General features: G+C 44.2%; 19 protein-coding genes. 16 read left to right on the forward strand and 3 right to left on the reverse strand.

The window, feature by feature from the left end:
* Positions 1-88 precede the first annotated feature (88 nt).
* From ACQCT5_RS12660 to ACQCT5_RS12700, 9 genes are all read left to right on the forward strand, one after another.
* Positions 89-1,612 (forward strand): class I adenylate-forming enzyme family protein, encoded by a 1,524-nt coding sequence (locus tag ACQCT5_RS12660; RefSeq protein WP_499642393.1) that lies wholly within the window; start codon positions 89-91, stop codon positions 1,610-1,612.
* 10 nt (positions 1,613-1,622) lie between these two features.
* The gene (locus ACQCT5_RS12665) at positions 1,623-2,798 is read left to right on the forward strand and encodes an acyl-CoA dehydrogenase family protein (protein WP_499642394.1); all 1,176 of its coding nucleotides are present in this window, start codon (positions 1,623-1,625) and stop codon (positions 2,796-2,798) included.
* A 19-nt stretch (positions 2,799-2,817) separates the two neighbouring features.
* Positions 2,818-3,969 (forward strand): thiolase family protein, encoded by a 1,152-nt coding sequence (locus tag ACQCT5_RS12670; protein WP_499642395.1) that lies wholly within the window; start codon positions 2,818-2,820, stop codon positions 3,967-3,969.
* A 24-nt stretch (positions 3,970-3,993) separates the two neighbouring features.
* Complete coding sequence (locus ACQCT5_RS12675; RefSeq protein WP_499642396.1) at positions 3,994-5,568, forward strand: fatty acid--CoA ligase; 1,575 nt, start codon at positions 3,994-3,996, stop codon at positions 5,566-5,568.
* The gene (locus ACQCT5_RS12680; protein WP_499642397.1) at positions 5,565-6,668 is read left to right on the forward strand and encodes a CaiB/BaiF CoA transferase family protein; all 1,104 of its coding nucleotides are present in this window, start codon (positions 5,565-5,567) and stop codon (positions 6,666-6,668) included. Before ACQCT5_RS12675 ends, ACQCT5_RS12680 begins: the two co-directional genes overlap by 4 nt.
* Before the next feature lie 58 nt (positions 6,669-6,726).
* Entirely contained in the window at positions 6,727-8,349 is a 1,623-nt protein-coding gene (locus ACQCT5_RS12685; protein WP_499642398.1) for a long-chain fatty acid--CoA ligase, read from the forward strand.
* A 295-nt stretch (positions 8,350-8,644) separates the two neighbouring features.
* Complete coding sequence (locus ACQCT5_RS12690; protein WP_499642399.1) at positions 8,645-9,535, forward strand: TIGR01777 family oxidoreductase; 891 nt, start codon at positions 8,645-8,647, stop codon at positions 9,533-9,535.
* Between the two features lie 23 nt (positions 9,536-9,558).
* Positions 9,559-10,068, forward strand: a complete 510-nt coding sequence (locus tag ACQCT5_RS12695; RefSeq protein WP_499642400.1) for a hypothetical protein — start codon at positions 9,559-9,561, stop codon at positions 10,066-10,068.
* A gap of 57 nt (positions 10,069-10,125) precedes the next feature.
* On the forward strand, positions 10,126-10,503 hold the full coding sequence (locus ACQCT5_RS12700) for a TraR/DksA family transcriptional regulator (protein ID WP_499642401.1): 378 nt from the start codon (positions 10,126-10,128) through the stop codon (positions 10,501-10,503).
* A 210-nt stretch (positions 10,504-10,713) separates the two neighbouring features.
* On the opposite strand, the gene ACQCT5_RS12705 is transcribed toward ACQCT5_RS12700, so the two are convergent.
* Positions 10,714-11,433: a GntR family transcriptional regulator gene (locus tag ACQCT5_RS12705; RefSeq protein ID WP_499642402.1), complete on the reverse strand. Its 720-nt coding sequence runs from the start codon at positions 11,431-11,433 to the stop codon at positions 10,714-10,716.
* Between the two features lie 292 nt (positions 11,434-11,725).
* Here ACQCT5_RS12705 and ACQCT5_RS12710 point away from each other — a divergent pair, with 292 nt between their 5' ends.
* The 7 genes from ACQCT5_RS12710 (at position 11,726) to ACQCT5_RS12740 (ending at position 17,454) form a co-directional block, all read left to right on the forward strand.
* Positions 11,726-12,031 carry a PTS sugar transporter subunit IIB gene (locus ACQCT5_RS12710; RefSeq protein ID WP_386636408.1) on the forward strand — a complete coding sequence of 102 codons (306 nt, stop codon included), beginning with the start codon at positions 11,726-11,728 and terminating at the stop codon, positions 12,029-12,031.
* 4 nt (positions 12,032-12,035) lie between these two features.
* Entirely contained in the window at positions 12,036-13,373 is a 1,338-nt protein-coding gene (locus ACQCT5_RS12715) for a PTS sugar transporter subunit IIC (protein ID WP_499642403.1), read from the forward strand.
* Positions 13,366-13,689, forward strand: a complete 324-nt coding sequence (locus tag ACQCT5_RS12720) for a PTS lactose/cellobiose transporter subunit IIA (protein WP_499642404.1) — start codon at positions 13,366-13,368, stop codon at positions 13,687-13,689. Before ACQCT5_RS12715 ends, ACQCT5_RS12720 begins: the two co-directional genes overlap by 8 nt.
* 5 nt (positions 13,690-13,694) lie before the next feature.
* Complete coding sequence (locus ACQCT5_RS12725; RefSeq protein WP_499642405.1) at positions 13,695-15,038, forward strand: 6-phospho-beta-glucosidase; 1,344 nt, start codon at positions 13,695-13,697, stop codon at positions 15,036-15,038.
* Between the two features lie 21 nt (positions 15,039-15,059).
* Positions 15,060-15,770, forward strand: a complete 711-nt coding sequence (gene chbG, locus ACQCT5_RS12730) for a chitin disaccharide deacetylase (RefSeq protein ID WP_499642406.1) — start codon at positions 15,060-15,062, stop codon at positions 15,768-15,770.
* 120 nt (positions 15,771-15,890) lie between these two features.
* Positions 15,891-16,460 carry a TetR/AcrR family transcriptional regulator gene (locus tag ACQCT5_RS12735; protein ID WP_499642407.1) on the forward strand — a complete coding sequence of 190 codons (570 nt, stop codon included), beginning with the start codon at positions 15,891-15,893 and terminating at the stop codon, positions 16,458-16,460.
* A gap of 52 nt (positions 16,461-16,512) precedes the next feature.
* Complete coding sequence (locus ACQCT5_RS12740; protein ID WP_499642408.1) at positions 16,513-17,454, forward strand: NAD(P)H-binding protein; 942 nt, start codon at positions 16,513-16,515, stop codon at positions 17,452-17,454.
* Positions 17,455-17,598: 144 nt separating this feature from the next.
* Here ACQCT5_RS12740 and ACQCT5_RS12745 read toward each other — a convergent pair whose 3' ends face one another.
* Together ACQCT5_RS12745 and ACQCT5_RS12750 are read right to left on the reverse strand one after the other, a co-directional pair.
* Positions 17,599-18,954, reverse strand: coding sequence for an MFS transporter (locus tag ACQCT5_RS12745; protein ID WP_499642409.1), 1,356 nt, complete (start codon positions 18,952-18,954; stop codon positions 17,599-17,601).
* Positions 18,955-18,970: 16 nt separating this feature from the next.
* Positions 18,971-19,819 carry a patatin-like phospholipase family protein gene (locus tag ACQCT5_RS12750; RefSeq protein WP_499642410.1) on the reverse strand — a complete coding sequence of 283 codons (849 nt, stop codon included), beginning with the start codon at positions 19,817-19,819 and terminating at the stop codon, positions 18,971-18,973.
* Positions 19,820-19,858: the final 39 nt, after the last annotated feature.

Below are 19,858 nucleotides of genomic sequence, written 5' to 3' on the forward strand. Positions count from 1 at the left end.
TTGAAAATAAGGGTGATTAACCAGCGTTTTGAATATTGGCACAATTCTTGCATAATAACTGTTAACACCCATTAAAGGAGGATGAAAGATGAACATTGGAATGTATTTAGCGCAAAATGCCAGAAAAGTGCCTGAAAAACTAGCAATAAGCTGTGAGGACAGGTCTTATACGTACGAGCAGTTTAATCGGGAAGTTAACAGACTCGCAAATGGATTACTTGATAACGGCCTGTCCAAAGGTGACAAAATTGCTTTCATGATGAAAAACTCCGACCATTTTGTGTTCTCTTATTTTGCAGGGGCCAAAATAGGAGCAGTTATCGTACCCATGAATTTTCGATTAACCGCTTCAGAAATAAGTTATATCCTGGAGCAGTCGGAGGCGAAGGCGGTTATTTGCGACAGCGAATTTGAAGAGGTTATTCAAAGGGCGATGGAAGGTTCCTCTGTGCAAAAGGTGGTGGTCGTGGGAACACCAAAACTCCCTGGGCACCGCTCCTACCATGAAATCCTCTCTGAAAACGAACAGGATCCGGATATCTCAGTCATGGAAACGGACGATCTGGAAATCCTCTATACTTCAGGAACGACAGGCCGCCCTAAAGGCGCATTATTCGATCATCGCCGTATATTCAATGTAGGCTTATCCATGATGATCAGTATGGGGATCAATCAACAAGAGCGTTTTCTACATATTGCACCGCTTTTCCATTCGGCACAGTTGAACCTTTTTCTTGTATCAGGAGTGGTCCTTGGCGCAACCCATTATATTCACAGGGACTTCCATCCGGTGCATACCCTCCAAGCGATACAGGAGCATAGGATCACCCACTTTTTCGGAGTACCTGCCATGTTCAACTTCCTCCTGCAGGTACCGAATGCGGCTGAATACGATCTTTCATCCATTAAACGCTGTGGATATGGTGCTGCACCAATGGCGCCGGAACTTGTAAAAAAGAGCATGAACCTTTTCAAGAATGATCAATTTTACAATCTTTGCGGTCTGACAGAAGCGGGACCTAATGGAATACTGCTCGATCCTAATGGCCATAAAAACCACCTAGGGAAAAACGGCAAGCCTTCTTTCCTGACAGAAGCGAGAGTGGTCGATGAAGCAGGAAGAGATATTGCACCTGGCGCGGTCGGTGAATTTGTCCTTCGGGGAGAATCCATCATGAAAGAATATTATAGAAAACCAGAAGAAACGAAAGCGACACTAAAAGAAGGATGGCTTTATACAGGAGATTTGGCAACGGTTGACGAAGAAGGTAATATCACCTTGGTGGACCGCAAAAAGGATATGATCATCTCTGGTGGCGAAAATGTCTATTCCATTGAAGTGGAAGAGGTTCTTTATGAGCACCCACAGGTTTTGGAAGCAGCAATTATCGGATTGCCTGATGAAGTATGGGGAGAAGCTGTATGTGCTGTAGTTGTCCCCCATAAGGACCAGATGGTAGATGAAGAGGAGTTGAAGCAGTTCTGCCGCCAGAAGCTCGCAGGCTACAAGGTACCGAGAAGGATTTTTATCGAAGAGGCACTTCCCCGAAATGCATCCGGGAAAATACTGAAATATCAACTGCGTCAGCAACTAAATAAAGTGAAGGCTTAGAGGTGGTAAAATGAAATCGCTTTCAACGAAAAAGGGAGTGTTGGAGCATCCTTACTTGACCGAAGAACATCATCAATTTCGGAAGTCTTTAAGAAAGTTTCTGGAGAAGGAAGCCTATCCCTACTATGACGAGTGGGAAGAAAACAGAATCATTCCCAGGTCTTTTTGGGAGAAGATGGGGGAACAGGGCTATCTATGTCCCGATATCGATGAGAAGTATGGCGGAAGTGAAACAGACTGGGGATATTCGGTTGTGATCGATGAAGAGCTGGAACGGGTAGGTACAGGCTTGATCGGGATTGCGCTTCATAATGACATTGTTGTTCCGTATCTTACCTCTTTCGGAACGGAGGAGCAGAGAGATCGCTGGCTGCCCTCTTGCGTAACAGGTAAAACCATTACCGCAATCGCAATGACCGAGCCGGGAACAGGATCTGATCTGGCGAACATCAAGACGACAGCAAGGCTTGAGGGCAATCATTATGTCGTAAATGGAGCGAAGACCTTTATCACAAACGGTATCCATGCCGATTTGGTAATCGTTGCATGCAAAACGGATACAGAGATAAGGCCAAAGCATAAAGGTGTCAGTCTGCTTGTCATTGAGAGGGGACATCCCGGATTCAGCAGGGGTAGAAAGCTGGATAAAGTGGGACTGCATTGCCAGGATACTGCTGAATTGTATTTTGAAGATTGCAAAGTGCCAAAAGAGAATCTCTTGGGTGAAGAAGGAAAAGGCTTTCTATATTTGATGGAAAAGCTGCAACAAGAGCGTCTTCTTGTTGCGATTGGTGCCCAGGTTGCCTCTGAGGAGATGCTGCAGACAACGATTGACTATGTAAAAAGCAGAGAGGCATTCGGGAAGCCAGTCAGCCAGTTTCAGAACACCCAATTCAAAATTGCGGAAATGGCGACTGACGTCGAGATGGGCAGGGCATTTCTGGATAGATTGATCGGGGAGCATATCGCAGGTGAGAATGTCGTCACGAAAGTCTCCATGGCAAAATGGAAGCTGACGGAGATTGCCCGCAATATCGCAACACAGTGCATGCAGCTGCATGGCGGCTATGGCTATATGGAAGAATATAAGATTGCAAGAAGATACCGTGATATTCCGGTAGCGAGCATTTATGCCGGAACGAACGACATTATGAAAACTATCATTGCAAAAAATCTGGGTTTATAGAGAAGGGAAGTTATTCAACATGAGAGAAGTCGTCATTGTCGAAGGGGTACGCTCCCCGGTAGGAAGAAGAAACGGACTATTAAAAGATATGAGACCGGACGATTTGGCCGGTGAAGTTTTAAAGGAACTGGTAAACCGGGCTGGAATTAACGCAGGAATGGTCGAGGATGTCATTCTGGGCTGCGTGACACAATCAGGGGAACAGGCTGGGGATATTGCAAGGGTCGCTGCCCTTATTGCCGGATTTCCGATTGAGGTGCCAGGGACAACCCTTGACCGCCAATGCGGATCCAGCCAGCAGGCTGTCCATTTTGCCTCCCAGGCGATTTTAGCAGGGGACATGGATATTGTGATCGCGGGCGGTGTGGAAAATATGTCACGTGTGCCGATGGGATCCAACTATCAGAAGACACCATTCAGCGAAAAGCTGACGGAGCGTTATGAAATGATCAACCAGGGATTGTCAGCAGAACGGATTGCCGAGAACTATGGTTTTACAAGAGAAGAATTGGACCGGTACTCCTATGAGAGCCATCAGAAGGCGTTGAAAGCGCAAACGGAGGGCTATTTCGATAAAGAAATCATGCCTTTGGAGGTGACTCTGGCTGATGGGACGTCTACTGTTATGAATGAGGATTCCGGTCCGAGGGCAGAGACGTCTGTCGAAGCACTTGGGGCCTTGAGGACTGTATTCAAAGAGGAGGGCGTGATCCATGCAGGGAATGCAAGTCAGATCAGTGACGGTGCTGCGGCACTTCTCCTTATGACAAAAGAAAAAGCTTTAGAGCTTGGGTTGAAGCCCCGTTTCAAAGTCCATACAAGAGTAGTGGTAGGTTCGGACCCGACCTTGATGTTGACAGGACCAATCCCTGCCACAAAAAAAGTATTGCAAAAGTCCGGGCTGTCGCTTGAAGATATCGACATTTTCGAAGTGAATGAGGCATTTGCTCCTGTACCAATGGCATGGTTAAAGGAGACAGGGGCAGATCCGTCTAAGCTGAATCCGAATGGAGGTGCGATTGCACTAGGTCACCCACTTGGAGCAAGCGGGGCCAGAATCATGGTCAGCATGATGCATGAACTTGAGCGGACAGGCGGTAAATATGGACTGCAGACGATGTGTGAAGGTCATGGGATGGCGAACGCGACAATTATTGAACGGTTAACGTAAACTACAAGGTTCAGGAGGAGAAAGATGTCTATTACCATAGCGAAAATCTTTGATCTTGCCGTACAGAAGTTTCCGGATAAAGAAGCGTTATACGATGTAAGGAAGAATGTCCGTCTAACCTATAAAGAATGGGATCATGAAGTGAACAAACTAGCCAATGCGTTTTTACAGGCAGGTGTGAAAAAAGGGGATAGGGTATCCACTTTTCTTTTTAACACGGAAGAACTGGCTACAACCATGCTAGCTTGTGCAAAAATCGGCGCTGTCTTCAATCCGATCAATTTTAGGCTTGGAGCGGAAGAGATTGCTTACATTCTTGAGGATGCACAACCGAAAATCGTGGTGATGGAGCAGGCGCTTGAGCATGTAGTTTCCCAGATTAGCAATCGTTTTGGAGAGATCAGCTTCTGGAAAATTGACGGGGAACCGGCAAGCTATGCCGCAAGCTATCAGGATAAGGTAGCTGCAGCCCCAGATCGAGTGGTGGAATCGGACGTCCAGGAAAGTGACATCTATGCCATCATGTACACAAGCGGTACGACAGGAAGACCTAAGGGTGTCATCCACCTTCATCGTGAAATGGCGGAGCAGAGCCTGATTATGATTTCGGCAACCAGACTGGAAGCTTTTGATGTTGGTCTCGTGACAGCACCGATGTTTCATTGTGCGGAGCTGCATTGTGCGGTGATACCAAGAATACATGTGGGGGCAAGCAATGTCATTCTTCATCATTTTGAGCCGAAAAAAGTGCTGCAGCTGATCCAGGAGGAAAAGGTGACCAAGTTCTTTGCTGCACCGACCATGTGGAACATGCTCCTTCAGGAAAACCTGAACAACTATAATTTGAAGAGCCTGAAGCTTGGGTTATACGGGGCAGCACCAATGGCGCCTGCCCTTGTACGCGCCTGCCACGAGCGACTTGGCATTTCACTTGTACAAGCTTACGGGATGACTGAAATGGGCCCTGCCATCACCTTTTTATCGGAAAAAGATCAGCTGATAAAGGCAGGCTCTGCCGGCCAGGCGTGCTTGAACCATGAGATCCGTATTGTAAGGCCGAATGAAAATGGCCCATCAGACCCTGATGATGTGGTACAAGCAAGGGAAGCAGGAGAAATCATTGTCAAAGGACCTTGTATGATGAAGGGCTACTTCAATAGGGAAGAAGCAACACAACACTCCATGTATAAAGGCTGGTATCACTCGGGGGATATCGGTTATCTCGATGAGGAAGGTTATCTATGGGTAAAAGACCGCGTGGATGACATGATCATCAGCGGTGGGGAGAATATCTATCCTCGAGAGGTAGAGGATGTCCTATATGAACATAAGGGAATTCTCGACATTGCGGTGGTCGGTCTGCCTGATGACAGATGGGGCGAAACCGTCACGGCGTTTGTGGTGAAAAAAGATCCTTCCCTGACTGAAGAGGAATTGGATCAATGGTGTCAGGGCAGCTCTAGGCTCGCCCGATACAAGCGTCCCAGAAAATATATGTTTGTCGATGCGCTTCCCCGAAATGCTAGCGGAAAAATTCAGAAGTTTGTCCTGAGAAAGCAGATGGAGGAAATCCACATGGGAGAAGAAGCGGCCACATGATTGAGGGGATGCTCAAAGGAATCAGAGTGATTGATTTTACCAACTACCTTCCTGGACCTTTTGCCTCACAGCGATTGGCGGAGCTCGGAGCGGAAATCATCAAGATCGAGTCCGTGCATGGTGATCCAGCCCGTCACACCGGATTGAAAAGGGATGGGACGGGCATTGTTTATCTTGCAAACAATCGAAGTAAAAAGAGCATTTCGGTGGATCTGAAAAAGGAAGGCTCCCTGGATTTAATAATGGGACTGATTGATAGTTCAGACGTAGTGATGGAGAGCTATCGGCCTGGTGTGATGAATAAATTAGGGCTCGACTATGAATCTATCAAAAAAAGAAACAAAAATATCGTTTATTGTTCCATTACTGGGTATGGAGCCGGGGGCGAATGGAGTCGTCTAGGTAGCCATGACCTGAACTATATGGCTTTGAGCGGGGTATTGGCACAGTTGAAGGATGAATCCGGTAAACCCATTCATCCCTCCATTACCATAGCCGACTATTTTGGCAGTTTTGCTTCATGCGAACGAATTCTTGCTGCACTTCTATCAAAAGAAAGGACCGGAAATGGCAGCTACCATTGCATCTCCATTACAGATGTGATGGCATCCATGATGGGAAATCACTTGGCTATCCATGAGGCGATAGGGGAGTCAAGTGGCATCACTCAACTTAATGGGGAAATCCTGTGCTATGGAATCTATGAAACGAAGAATGGAAGATTTATCACACTCGGTGCGTTGGAGGAAAAGTTCTGGATCAACTTCTGTGATGCCGTCGACAGGCAGGAGTGGAAAGCAGCTCAATTCTCGGTCCAAAGAGAAAGCAATCCTGTTTTTATGGCTCTGAAAAAACTGTTCCAAAGCAAGACCTTTCAGGAGTGGATTGAGTTTGGTAGACAGGTTGATTGCTGTATAGCGCCAGTTTTGGAAGTTGGGGAACTGGAAGCCTTTCCTTATTTTCAGGAAAAGGGAATCGTGTACAGAAATGAAGAAGGGTATCTCGAAGTGAGTATGCATGATGGTTCCGCAAAGGATAAAGGCAAGCCGCCAAGTCTCGGAGAGCATAATAGTTTGCTTGATTCAGAGGTTCGGCAATGAAAGCCGGTTGAGTAAAACTGCAATCTATAAAAAGTGAATGAGGAAGGGGTAATGCACAATGATGAATGTACCTATGACTGTCAGTTCGCTACTAGAAAGAGCAGAAAAGTTTTTTCCGAATAAAGAGGTGGTTTCCCGCACTCTCTCAGGTGTCGAGCGCTTTTCCTACAGGAAGATAGGTGAGCGGACAAGAAGGCTTTCGAGTGCCCTGGAGAAGTTAGGTGTACAAAGAGGGGATCGAGTAGGGACGTTTGCATGGAACCATCACCGTCACCTGGAAACCTATTTCGGGATCCCAGGTATGGGGGCTGTACTGCATACAATCAATATCCGCTTGGCACCGGAGCATATCTCCTATATTGTGAACCATGCCGAGGATGTTGTACTCCTTGTGGATGAAGATCTCCTGCCGCTGGTGGAACGTGTCAAGGACCAACTTGACACGGTAAAAGCGTTCATCATTATGACGGATAAAGAAGAGCTCCCAGCAACAAGCCTGCATCCTGTGTTTTCCTACGAGGATCTATTGGAGGAAGGCGACCCTAACTATTCCTTTGTAAAAGACATAGATGAAAATGACCCTGCAGGTATGTGCTATACCTCAGCAACGACCGGAAATCCAAAAGGTGTCGTCTATTCCCATCGATCCCTGGTACTCCATAGCTTTGCACTTGGTCTGGCTGACACTGCGGGTCTATCTGAATATGATACATGCATGCCGGTTGTGCCAATGTTCCATGCGAATGCATGGGGCCTTCCATTTGCAGCCACTTGGTTTGGGACGACACAGGTTCTGCCTGGACCGCAGTTTACACCACAGCTGCTTGCGGAGCTTATTGAGCAGGAGAATATCACCCTCACTGCAGGGGTACCGACAATCTGGCTGGGCCTTTTAAATGAGCTGGAAAAAGGAACATACGATACCTCGAGTCTTCGAGCCATTCTATGTGGAGGGTCCGCCGCTCCAAGAGGAATGATCAAGGCCTTTGAAACAAAATACGGCGTTCCGTTCCTTCATGCATATGGAATGACGGAGACGACTCCCCTGGCGACGGTCTCCCGTTTGAAGAGCCATCAGACCGATCTTGATGAAGAACAGATGCTTGATATCCGCTCCATGCAGGGGTTACTTGTTCCGGGATTGGATATGAAGGTAATCGGACCGGACGGAGAAGTGAAATGGGATGGAAAGGAAATGGGCGAGCTTTGCCTGCGGGGACCATGGATTGCCGATGAGTATTACAAGGATGAAAGATCCAAGGATGCCTTCAGGGATGGATGGCTCCATACCGGTGATGTCGTCACCATCGATCCGGAAGGCGTTGTGAAAATAGTCGATAGAACGAAAGATCTGATAAAAAGCGGAGGAGAGTGGATTTCATCCGTTGATCTTGAGAATGCAATAATGGCACACGATGCTGTCTTTGAAGCAAGCGTGGTGGCTGTTCCCCATGATGAATGGCAGGAAAGGCCAGTCGCATGTGTGGTTCTGAAGGAAGCGTATAAGGACAAGGTGGAGAAGCAGGAAATCCTGGACTTCATCGCACCACAGTTCGCCAAATGGTGGCTTCCGGATGAAGTAATCTTTATGGAGGAGATTCCGAAAACCTCTGTAGGGAAATTCCTGAAACGGTCGCTTCGGGATATGGTGACAAAGGAAATGAGCGGAGCGGTGGAATAGGATTATAACTTTAGTAGCGGGCTTCCGATTTTGGAGGCTCGCTTTTTTGTTGGTGACAGGGGGATGAATGGGGGAGGGTCACGGATGCACTGTTGTATGGCTGTACGTGCTGCGGGGATTGTCAATTTGTGTATTTTATCGATATCTGATCCATTTTTGTATATATATGGAATTTTCCATTGATATTTTAAAGTGATAATATAGAAGAAGCACACCATCAAATTATTCTCAGTTGAATATGTACATAAGTGAATCATATACAAACAAATATTGTCGTGGAAAGGACAGTACCTATATGAATAAAAAAGTTGTACTAGCAGGAGGAACAGGCTTTATTGGGAAATATCTGGAGAATGAATTTCTGCAAAAAGGCTATGAAGTGAAGATTATCTCCAGACAGCCGCAGCATATATCCTGGGATGACAAAAAAGGAATTATAGTCGCCATAGAGGGATCGGAAATGCTAATTAATCTTGCTGGAAAGTCCGTTGATTGCCGCTACAATGATCATAATAAAAAGGTGATCATGGATTCAAGAACAGAAACGACTGAAATACTTGGAAAAGCCATACTTGAAGCATTGCAGCCCCCTGAATTATGGATCAATTCCAGCACAGCAACCATTTATCGTCATGCAGAGGATAGGCCGATGACGGAGGAAAGCGGGGATATCGGAACAGGTTTCTCGGTGGATGTAGCGAAGGCCTGGGAAGAGAGCCTATTCCAGTTTCAGCTTCCAAAAACCAGGCAAATAGCGCTAAGGATTGCCATCGTGCTAGGGAAAGATGGCGGTGTCATGATACCGTTCAAGAACCTGGTGAAATTCGGGTTGGGCGGAGTACAGGGACCCGGAAGCCAGATGTTCAGCTGGATACATATCGAGGATGTCCATCAAATTATCCTTTTCCTGAAAAAGCGAAAAGATCTTAGCGGAGTGTTTAACTGCGCTGCTCCAAATCCCATTTCAAACCGGGAGTTCATGGCTTCGCTACGGCAAAAAATGAATCGGAGAATCGGTCTGCCTTCCCCGGAATGGCTGCTTGAAATAGGTGCAGTTGTCATTAGGACGGAAACCGAATTGATCTTAAAGAGCAGATGGGTGATACCAGAGAGGCTGGAGCAGGAAGGGTATACCTTCCAGTATGAAAAAATCAATGAAGCATTGGATGAAATTATCAAAAGCTAAATTAGAGTGAAAGTGGTGATCGGATGTTCTTTTTCCTCCGAAAAATGCAAAAGGTGAACAACAGGGGGCTTGCTAAACTCATGTTCCAGGACGTATCCGATGATTCTTGGGATCAAAGGAATTTAACAAAGGAAAACCTTGATTTCAGCCTAAACAGTTTGGATTATATGAACCAATACATAGACAATCTCCTAAACACAAAAAGGGGACAGGAATTGCTGGATAAGCATTTCAGTAATTTTGTATTAAGAATAGGGGCCTATTTTGGGGAAGTAGTCAAGGAGCATACGGTTAATAGCTTCCATTGGTATGAATATGATACGATTTTCAGCCATACTACAAAATTGGATGAATACGGAGATCAGATTATTGATCAGGATGTCCTTTACGATAAAAAAAGGGAGGTTGTCATTCTACCATTATATGAGGTTCAGCTTTTCCTAAAGGGTCAATCCCGCTATGAAAGGTTGTCCCTCTTTGTGGAAGATATGATAGAGAAGTATAAACGGAACAACTTCCATCATAGTCCCTGATTCGTTTTAATTTACGGAAAAAGGGGAATGTTCCCTATAGACAGAAGGGAGCAGATTATGATGACATTATCAAAAAATGAAATTAGTACATTGAAGCAGACGCTGATCACAATGAAAAAGAGTATAGAAGAAAAACAGGAAAACAGTTTGCTGGACGAGTCCATGAGGGAATCGACTGGTGAAATCACCACCGGTATCGGAAATCATCTTGCAGAAGGAAATGCCGAGCGTGTCGACCGGGAACAAGAGCAAACCCTTGAACAGATCGATGAAAAGGTTCTTGGAGAAATTGATGATGCCTTAGATCGGATCGAAGAAGGTTCTTATGGTGTTTGCGTTGATACAGGAGAAGAGATTCCTTATGATCGTTTGGAAGCATTGCCTTATGCAAAAAGGACTGCAGAAGCGCAGGAGAAATATGATAAAGGATATTGATTTTCGATAAAAGAGGCCGGGACAAAAGTGTTTTAGTCTAAGAAAAACCCGAACTAATTTGAGTTTTAAGAACAAATTAGTTCGGATTTTTTAATTTGTTCAAATATACGTTTAGTTTTTAGAGCTGGTACTTAAATTGTTGTCTTTTTGTAAGAGTTTTTTTGTTTTGTCCCATCCTCTTTCCATTTATTGAAAGTTTCTTTCAAATAACTAATAATTCCTTTCAATGACAAAATTGGCCATATCTCCCCGGAAAATTGTCTTCGAATATTCTATGACACTATCATCTTCTAAATAGGCATACGTTTCCAGCGAAAAGCAGGGAGATCCGACAGGGATATTCAACATCTCATGCATTTCCTTGGACGCATTCACAATCTCCAAGTATTCCACAGTTTTCTTAATATGAGCATTATATTCCTTCTGCAAAAGACTGTATAAAGAATTTTCACAAGCCCCTACATTAAGTCCTGGTGTCTTTCTCCATGGAAGATATGCAACTTCGTATTGCAGAGGCTCTTCATTTACTTCCCTGATCCTGACTAATTTGTTAACTGGATCTCCTTTTTCAAGTTCAAAGATTTCCTCGAGGGAAGAATCTGCTTGAATAACATCCAGACTTACAACTTTTATCGAGGGGTTTTTTCCCTGCATTGCTACTTGTTCAGAGAAGTTCTCCACTGTTGAAGTAAGCTTTTGTTTGACTTTTTTTCCAGCTACAAATGTTCCGCTTCCTTGTTGCTTATATACATAGCCTTCCAAAGCAAGCTGCTGAAGGGAGGTTCTCACTGTTGTCCTACTGACCCCGAATTTTTCACAAAATTCCGCTTCTGTAGGCAATTTGGTGTCTGGCATATATTCACCTGATTGGATAAGCTTCAGTATCATCTCTTTCACTTGAATATGTAAAGCATTCTCTTCTTTTGACATGACCATACAACCTCCTAAAGATAGATTAATGACAAAACATGTAAATTGTCAAATATTTTAAAAGATAATTTGTTATAACAAATAATATTTGTATTGATTTAGCATATATTTATTATTACAATTATAGTACAACAACTAAGAGTCCTCTGTAAATGCAAGATAATATAGGAGTAGAGGGGGAAATGCCATAGAGATAAAAAATTGTATCGCATAAGCGGGAAGAGCATGATATTTTAAAAGAAAGATTCATAAAAAATAATTTGTAACCGCTTACTTGGATGGGGGAGAATCTATGAATATTCTACTATGTTGTTCTGCTGGAATGTCTACGAGTCTATTAGTTAGCAAAATGGAAAAAAGCGCAATCTCCAAAGGGATTGAATGCAAGATTTGGGCTGTCGGAAGTACAGAAGTAAAGAATCATCTCAATCAAGCGGATGTTCTACTGTTGGGACCCCAGGTTCGATATATGGTAAACCAATTGAAAAATGAGGTAAATGGAAGGATTCCTGTAGAAGCGATAAATCCCATGCACTACGGATTGTGCAATGGAGAGGAAGTTCTAAACCGCGCGATTGCATTAGCTAAGGGGGAATAGGGCTGTGAGAGATTTTTTAGAAAAATATATTATGCCAACCGCAGTAAAGTTTGGTAACAATCGCCATCTATTGGCTGTCAGGGACGCATTGATAGGTATGATCGCTATTACAATGATCGGTTCCTTTGCAGTTCTATTGAATAATCTGGGATCTATTATCAAACCTTATGGAAAAATGATGGAGAGTATTTTCGGTCCTACATGGACGACATTGGGTGGCGACATATGGTGGGGAACCTTTGCGTTTATGACGATTTTCGCTGTATTTGGCATCTCGCATAAGCTGGCAAAATCCTATGGAGATGATGGATTTGAAGCAATGCTCATCTCAGCTGCCTGCTTTTTCCTCCTGATTCCGCAAGTGGCAAACGTACCTGAAACAGAAGGCGCTTGGGGTTTCATTGGATGGGGATATTTCAATTCAACCGCACTTTTTACTGGTATTATTGTCGCATTGGCTGCTACAGAGGTCTTCATTCGCTTAACGAGGGTAAAAGCTTTTATTATCCGCTTACCGGAAGGGGTTCCACCTGCAGTTGCAGGTGCATTTGCGAAATTGATACCAGGGATGCTTACGATTTTAAGTTTCGGAATATTCGGATTACTATTCAGGATGCTTTCGGATGGCAAGCCGTTAAACGACTGGCTTAATGCTGTATTGGTGGCTCCATTGACTAGCGCAGCCGATTCACTCTTCTTTGCCATATTAATCGTTCTGCTGGTACATGTATTTTGGGCGGTCGGTCTCCACGGACCGAATATTCTGGGAGGCATCACCACACCACTTTTCACGTCACTCGGGACAAAGAATACGGACCTGTATGCTATGGGAGTGACGGATCTGGATAAGTACGCCATCCTCGCAGGCCCTTTCCTTGATGCATTTGTCTACCTCGGTGGATCGGGAGCTACACTGGGACTGATTATTGCCATGTTTTTGGCAGCGAGGAAAAGGCATAAACAGCTGCTTGCCTTGGGAACGCCGCCTGGGGTATTTCAGATCAATGAACCTTTACTTTTCGGATTGCCGATTGTATTAAATCCGTTATGGCTGATACCATTCATTACAGCTCCGGTCATCATGACAATTGTGGCATATACGGCCATTAAGATTGGATGGGTCTACCCGGTCGTAACTGCAAGTATCCCATGGGTGACTCCTGCCGGTATTGGGGGCTACTTGGCAACGGGTGGACATATTTCGGGAGCGGTACTGGCACTTGTCAACCTGGCGATTTCAATCGTCATATACCTGCCTTTTGTGTATCTCAACGCAAGAATTGATGAGAAAAAACTACAAAATAAAATCGATGTTCATGTAGGGAGCCATATAGATGCATAAAGAAAAACTATACGATATATCCTTTCAATTGATACTTTACAGCGGTAATGCCAGAAGTATGGCGATGGAAGCCCTCCAGGAGGCGAAAAAGGGAAATGTCGACCGGTCCAGGAGTCTTTTGGAAGAAGCTGATAAAGAGTTTCTCCAAGCACATCGCTTTCAAACGGAACTGATTCAAGCGGAGGCTGGTGGGGACCATTATGATGTTCCCATCCTGCTTGTCCATGCACAGGACCATTTGATGAACGCTTTGACGGTGAAGGATTTAGTAAGGGAGTTTATTGATCTGTACGATAGGCTTCATGAGAGAGGATAGTTGAAATGAAAAGTAAGGGATTGAAAATCGTTACAATTGGCGGGGGTTCGAGCTATACTCCGGAACTGATAGAAGGATTTATCAAACGCTTTGAGGAATTGCCGGTTAAGGAAATCTGGCTTGTGGATATTGAAGAGGGTAAGGAGAAGCTGGATATTGTCGGAAATCTGGCGAAACGGATGGTTCAAAAGGCGGGGGTGCCTATTGATATCCATTTGACATTAGATCGCAGAAAAGCACTGAAAGACGCAGATTTTGTGACCACCCAATTTCGGGTAGGCTTGTTGGAGGCCAGAGCAAAGGATGAGCGGATACCATTGAAGTACGGGGTTCTAGGTCAGGAAACAAACGGTCCGGGTGGTTTTTTTAAAGCCTTGCGCACCATTCCTGTAATTCTCGAAATCTGCAAGGAAATGGAGGAGCTCTGCCCGGATGCTTGGCTCATCAATTTTACCAATCCTGCAGGAATGATAACCGAAGCGGTGATCCGGAATACAAACATCAAGAAAGTGGTAGGGTTGTGCAATGTGCCGATCGGGATGGAAATGGGAGCTGCTCAGTTACTCGATGTGGAGCACTCCAGGGTAAGAATAGATTTTGCTGGACTAAATCATCTGGTTTATGGACTGGACGTATTTGTAGATGGATTAAGTGTGAAGGAAAAGTTAATATCGCTGCTTTCGGATCCGGACAAATTTGTGACAATGAAGAATATACATGCAATGGGTTGGGAGCCGGAATTCCTTAAAGCACTCAATCTATTCCCATGCCCGTATCACGCATACTATTATAAAACCAGCGATATGGTGGAGAAAGAAATCGAGGCATCCCAAGTAAGCGGCACCCGTGCCGAAGTGGTGAAAAAACTGGAGGATTCCCTGTTTGATCTCTATAAAAATCCCACCCTGACCGAAAAGCCCTTACAGCTTGAACAGCGAGGGGGAGCGTATTACAGTGATGCTGCATGCAGGCTGATCCTTTCCATCTATACTGATAAAAAGGATATTCAGCCGGTTAACACAAAGAACAATGGGGCAATAAAAGGGATTCCTGACAACTCAGCAGTGGAAATCAGCTGTATCATTACTAAGGACGGACCAAAGCCTATTGCTGTAGGGGAGATGCCAGTACCTGTCCAAGGACTGATCCAATCAATTAAATCTTTTGAAAGGGTTACAATCGAGGCTGCCATCACAGGAAACTATGAAACTGCGCTCTTGGCTTTAACGATTAATCCTTTAGTTGCCTCAGACAAAGTTGCAAAAAAGATTTTGGATGAAATGCTGGAAGCGCATAAAGATTATCTGCCGAATTTCTTTAACAAGGAAAATACCATACTATCAAGTTAAAAATAAAAGGGGGAGGTGGAATTGATTCGACTTATAGTCAATGCGGACGATTTTGGATTGTGTCGCGGGGTTAACTTCGGAATAATGGATTCCCACCTATACGGCATTGTAAACTCCACTACAATGATGATGAATACCCAAGGAACAGAGCATGCAATAGTCCTGGCAAAACAGACCCCTTCCCTGAAGGTTGGCATTCATCTGGTCCTGACTTGCGGAAAACCACTATCCGATAACGTCCCATCATTGGTTGGGAAGGAAGGCACTTTCCATTCGTTATCACATGCTATGCAAAACAAGGGTCTGCTCGACATGGAGGAAGTGGAAAAGGAATGGACCGCGCAGATTGAAAAGTTCCTGCAGACAGGTCTAACGCCTACTCATCTGGACAGCCATCATCACCTCCATTCGTGGGAAGAGCTGTTGCCGGTTGTCCAACAGCTATCCCTCACTTACGGTCTTCCTGTCCGAGCTAATGGCCATGAACATTTAAGAGGGGTGCAAGCCTTTACTGACATTTGTTTGCTGGATTTTTACGGAGATGGAGTCAGAGAGGATTATTTTCAGGGGCTGCCTAAAAGGGTGGGACCAGATACAACAGTGGAGGTAATGTGCCATCCAGCGTATGTGGATTTATACCTGATGAAGGAATCCTCCTATAATCTTCACCGCCTTAAGGAATTGGAAATACTGATTCAAACAAAGCTATCAGAGACAATGGAGCTTGTATAAGAAGTAGGGAGGGCTGGTCATTACTAAGCCCTCTTTATCATGCGTAAATATGTGTTTACATTATTTTCTATATCCTCTATATTTTAATTAAACAGTGGTCAATTAATTGGAGGGGCTTTTATGTCACCAAGAAAATCTGTCGCACAAGAGCTTAACCAGGAGAAAATTATGATAGCTGCACGGGAACTTTTCACAAAGAAAGGCTACCAGCATGTCTCCATGAGGCAGATAGCTGCATCACTCGGTTATAGCCATGGAGCCCTGTACTATCATTTCAAGAATAAAGCGGAACTGTTTTATGCAATGATCGAAAATGACTTTAAATGGCTGGATCAGTGGCTTGATGAGGTTTTAGCAACTGATCTGACGGACGAAGAGAAAATTCGTGAAGTACTGTTGAAGTTCATTCAATTTGGTCTTGAGAACAAAAGCCATTATGAAATGATGTTTATGGTGGGGGACGAGGATGTTCGCAACTATATCAATACTGGTCCGAATAAATCCTATGAGAAATTTGCATATTCGCTTGTCACATTGAGTAATCATAGGATATCCATTCAAAAAACCTGGTCCGTTTTTCTATCCTTACATGGCTTTGTCAGTCATTATTGCAGATGTGAGGAAAGCTTCGAGGATGTGGAGTTGTTAGCAAAAGGGCATGTAGATTTTATCCTGAAATCCTTGGGGTAAAATTTTTTATTGGTATTTGACCGGCGGTTAATTAAAGGGGAGGGATTTGATTATGAATAAAGCGTTAGTAATTGGTGCATCAGGTGGAATGGGGTATGCCATCGTAAAGGAGTTAGTAAGCCGAGGTATTGAGGCTGTAGCCTTTGCAAGAGGTGGAGGGAAACTGGGGGAATTATTTGGAGAAGAAGAATTAGTGACGATTCAGGCAGGGGATGCCGGGAATACGCAACAGCTAATAGAAGCGGCCCAAGGATGTGACGTCATCTTTCATGCACTGAATATCCCTTACTCACAATGGAAAGAAAAGTTACTTCCAATCGTAAAGAATATTCTAAAAGCTGCCGATTTGACTGGAGCAAAACTTGCGGTTGTCGATAACATCTATGCATATGGAAAAAGCAATGCAAAATTATTAACAGAGGGAACAGAGAAAAGACCTCATACGAAAAAAGGGAAAATCCGTTTGGAAATGGAACAATTGATTTTCAATTCAGACTTACCTGCTTTCATTGCACATTTTCCAGATTTCTATGGTCCCAATGCAACCAATACCTATATGCATTATACGCTGGACCAAATAGTATCAAAAAATAAAGCGGGATATGTAGGTCCGAAAACTATTGCAAGAGAATTCCTCCTCACAACTGATGGAGCCAAAGCAATGGTCACTTTGGCGCTTCACCCGAATGCTTACGGACAGAACTGGAATATTCCTGCTAACAGGACCATTACAGGTAATGAACTGGAGCTATTGATAAAAAATGAACTGGGAGAGAAAAAGTCCCTCTACTCCATTTCAAAACCGAAGTTTGCCTTTTTCAGCCTGTTTGCCGGAAAGGACATGAGGGAGGGACTGGAGATGCAGTACATTGCAAATGAGGAAACAATACTTTCTGGATCGAAATATGAGAACGAAATAGGACCCCTCCCCCGCACTTCATACGAAGAAGGGCTGAAAGAGACCATCCAATATATGAAAAATGGAAATAGATGATATAGGCGTGCTAATGGCTTTTTTGAACAAGAACACCAATGAAAAGGCCAATAGAAGCGTGCTAATGGTCTTTTTAAACATAAACCACAATGAAAAGACCATTAGCAGCAGGCTAATGGCCTTTCACGTAAATTGTCTTGTTCATCAAAGGCGTTTGTTTTTCCTATAATGCAGAAAAACAGCAAGTGTCAAAGATAATAGTGCAGTCAGTCCAATAAAGATATTTCGGTAGGCAGCCTCAACAGATATCCCCGATTGCCACACAAGAAGAAGCCCGGTTAAAGCCACCCCGAACGCTCCTCCAAAAAATTGGACAAGTTGTGCAATTCCCATTCCTGCACCAAGTTGCTTTTTATCGAGAATCCTGGAGATTTCATTGGAAATGCTCGAGGTTAATGCTGAAAACCCTGTACTCATGAACATATAAGTAAATAAAATGGCATAGGGCGAGAGTACCCCGAAAAATGCAAAGGCCAATGTTGACACAATAAGAAAGCTTTCTCCAAATAAGATCAAGGGCATATTTCCGAAACGATCGATCAATCTACCTATGAATTGAGCTGCAATAGCCGATAGAATAGCACCTGGAAATATTAACAATCCGATGGCGGCCGGCTCCTTTTCAAAAATCACAGAAAGCATGATCGGCATCAGGAAGAGTGATGAAAAATGGGTGACAAATGCACCAAAGCCTATAAAGAGAAGCTTTGTAAATTGTCTGTCCTTTAATAATGCAGGTTGGATGAAGGGCATTGGAATCCGATGGATATGCCACCAGAGCCAGCCAAGAATAACCAGGCTAACGAGTAATACTGGAAATGAGAAGCTCGATAGATAAAGGAGAAGCCCTGTCACACCAAGTCCGATCAAGATGCTGCCTATAACATCAAATTTCCCTTTCTGCACCTCTTCAAAAGGCAGTAGACGCCTGAAAATAGGGAGCAAAAGCAAGACGAAGCCTGTAACCATGAAAAGGTAATGCCACCCTAAATACTGGGTGATCATGCCTCCGATAACAGGACCAAGTCCAAAACCCAAACTTGCTGCAGATGAGATGAAAGCCATCGCTTTACCTCTGCGGGAGATCGGTATGTATCTTCCTGCAAGCACCATCGCCAGACCAGGTACCGCTCCAGCTCCGGCAGCCTGAAGGAGCCTTGCCCCCAATAGCATATAAAAATCTTTTGATAAAAATCCAATAATGGAGGAAATGGCCAATAAGCTTAAACCGATGGTCAATAGCCGACGAATAGGAAGAAAGTCCGACAAGCGGCTGTATGTCAGTGTCGCGATCGCAAAGACAATCGAATATCCTGACACAATCCAAGATGCGGTGGAAGAGGAAAGAGACAGCTCCCTCAGAACACTAGGGAGGGCAACGTTGAACATCGTCGTATTCATGACCACCAGCCAAACGGTAATGCTCCAGAAGAGAATCACTTTAGTTTCTTGAAGTACAGGCTGCTCACCTGCCTGTGTGTTGGCCGAATCCAGCCCCATAACGATCACCAAGTTTCTATTGTTTTTCTAAAAAAGCAAGAAGCTTCTCATAGTTATTTTTTGCATCCTGCCAACCTAGTTCATATAAATCTATAAGCCTTTGTTGATTCTTTTCAATCCGACTGACCGGAAGCGGCTTGCTTGGTTGGAATAGGAAGGTGGTTCCTTGTTCTTTCTCTTTTTCAATATAGTTGAGTGTATCATTATACTGTTGATAACGAGTTTGCAGCTTTTCAGAAATGATAGGATATTGCTTGTACTTGAAGAGAGAAGAAAAGCGGCTTGCTTTCTTCTTATATCCAACAGGCTTCGTCAATATGACAACATTTTTTTGGAACCCGTCCTGCTGTGCTTTTTTAATAGGGATCGGATCGATGATTCCGCCATCCAATAAAAATCGATCCTGATAGGAAACAACCGGTGCGACAAAGGGTAGTGAACTGGAAGCCCGTATCAATTGAAGCATGCTTTCCCCATGCTCATCCATATGATAATAAATGGGTTCGCCCGTCATACAATCAGTTGTAACGACGACAAATTGCTCGGTTCTTTTGAGGAACGTCTCATAATCATACGGCACAAGTCTGTTAGGAATTTCATCAAAAACGAAATCCATATCAAATAGCTGTTTCTTCTTCCAATAGTTGCGATATGAGAGGTAACGCGGGTCCTTCACGAAATCGATATTCACCTGTCTGTTTCTGCCTTTTTGCCTCGACAGGTAGGAGGCAGCCATGCAAGCGCCAGCGGAAACCCCTATCACATAAGGAAAATAAAGATCCTTTTCCATGAAGTATTCCAGAACGCCTGCAGTATATACGCCTCTCATTCCGCCGCCTTCCAATACAAGCCCACTATTTAGCATATGATACCCCTCTTTTTTTAATAAGTGTTATTGTACCAA

Source organism: Sutcliffiella halmapala, assembly GCF_050107295.1.
Classification (GTDB): Bacteria; Bacillota; Bacilli; order Bacillales; family Bacillaceae_I; genus Sutcliffiella_A; species Sutcliffiella_A halmapala_A.

What these genes read in the sequence shown, in the direction of transcription:
- ACQCT5_RS12745 (WP_499642409.1), bottom strand. Translation starts at nt 18,954, where the DNA reads ATGGGGCTGGATTCGGCCAACACACAGGCAGGTGAGCAGCCTGTACTT.
- ACQCT5_RS12725 (WP_499642405.1), top strand. Translation starts at nt 13,695, where the DNA reads ATGAAAAGTAAGGGATTGAAAATCGTTACAATTGGCGGGGGTTCGAGC.
- ACQCT5_RS12750 (WP_499642410.1), bottom strand. Translation starts at nt 19,819, where the DNA reads ATGCTAAATAGTGGGCTTGTATTGGAAGGCGGCGGAATGAGAGGCGTA.
- ACQCT5_RS12700 (WP_499642401.1), top strand. Translation starts at nt 10,126, where the DNA reads ATGATGACATTATCAAAAAATGAAATTAGTACATTGAAGCAGACGCTG.
- ACQCT5_RS12680 (WP_499642397.1), top strand. Translation starts at nt 5,565, where the DNA reads ATGATTGAGGGGATGCTCAAAGGAATCAGAGTGATTGATTTTACCAAC.
- ACQCT5_RS12735 (WP_499642407.1), top strand. Translation starts at nt 15,891, where the DNA reads ATGTCACCAAGAAAATCTGTCGCACAAGAGCTTAACCAGGAGAAAATT.
- ACQCT5_RS12675 (WP_499642396.1), top strand. Translation starts at nt 3,994, where the DNA reads ATGTCTATTACCATAGCGAAAATCTTTGATCTTGCCGTACAGAAGTTT.
- ACQCT5_RS12670 (WP_499642395.1), top strand. Translation starts at nt 2,818, where the DNA reads ATGAGAGAAGTCGTCATTGTCGAAGGGGTACGCTCCCCGGTAGGAAGA.
- ACQCT5_RS12690 (WP_499642399.1), top strand. Translation starts at nt 8,645, where the DNA reads ATGAATAAAAAAGTTGTACTAGCAGGAGGAACAGGCTTTATTGGGAAA.
- ACQCT5_RS12705 (WP_499642402.1), bottom strand. Translation starts at nt 11,433, where the DNA reads ATGTCAAAAGAAGAGAATGCTTTACATATTCAAGTGAAAGAGATGATA.
- ACQCT5_RS12665 (WP_499642394.1), top strand. Translation starts at nt 1,623, where the DNA reads ATGAAATCGCTTTCAACGAAAAAGGGAGTGTTGGAGCATCCTTACTTG.
- ACQCT5_RS12720 (WP_499642404.1), top strand. Translation starts at nt 13,366, where the DNA reads ATGCATAAAGAAAAACTATACGATATATCCTTTCAATTGATACTTTAC.
- ACQCT5_RS12740 (WP_499642408.1), top strand. Translation starts at nt 16,513, where the DNA reads ATGAATAAAGCGTTAGTAATTGGTGCATCAGGTGGAATGGGGTATGCC.
- ACQCT5_RS12660 (WP_499642393.1), top strand. Translation starts at nt 89, where the DNA reads ATGAACATTGGAATGTATTTAGCGCAAAATGCCAGAAAAGTGCCTGAA.
- ACQCT5_RS12695 (WP_499642400.1), top strand. Translation starts at nt 9,559, where the DNA reads ATGTTCTTTTTCCTCCGAAAAATGCAAAAGGTGAACAACAGGGGGCTT.
- ACQCT5_RS12710 (WP_386636408.1), top strand. Translation starts at nt 11,726, where the DNA reads ATGAATATTCTACTATGTTGTTCTGCTGGAATGTCTACGAGTCTATTA.
- ACQCT5_RS12685 (WP_499642398.1), top strand. Translation starts at nt 6,727, where the DNA reads ATGATGAATGTACCTATGACTGTCAGTTCGCTACTAGAAAGAGCAGAA.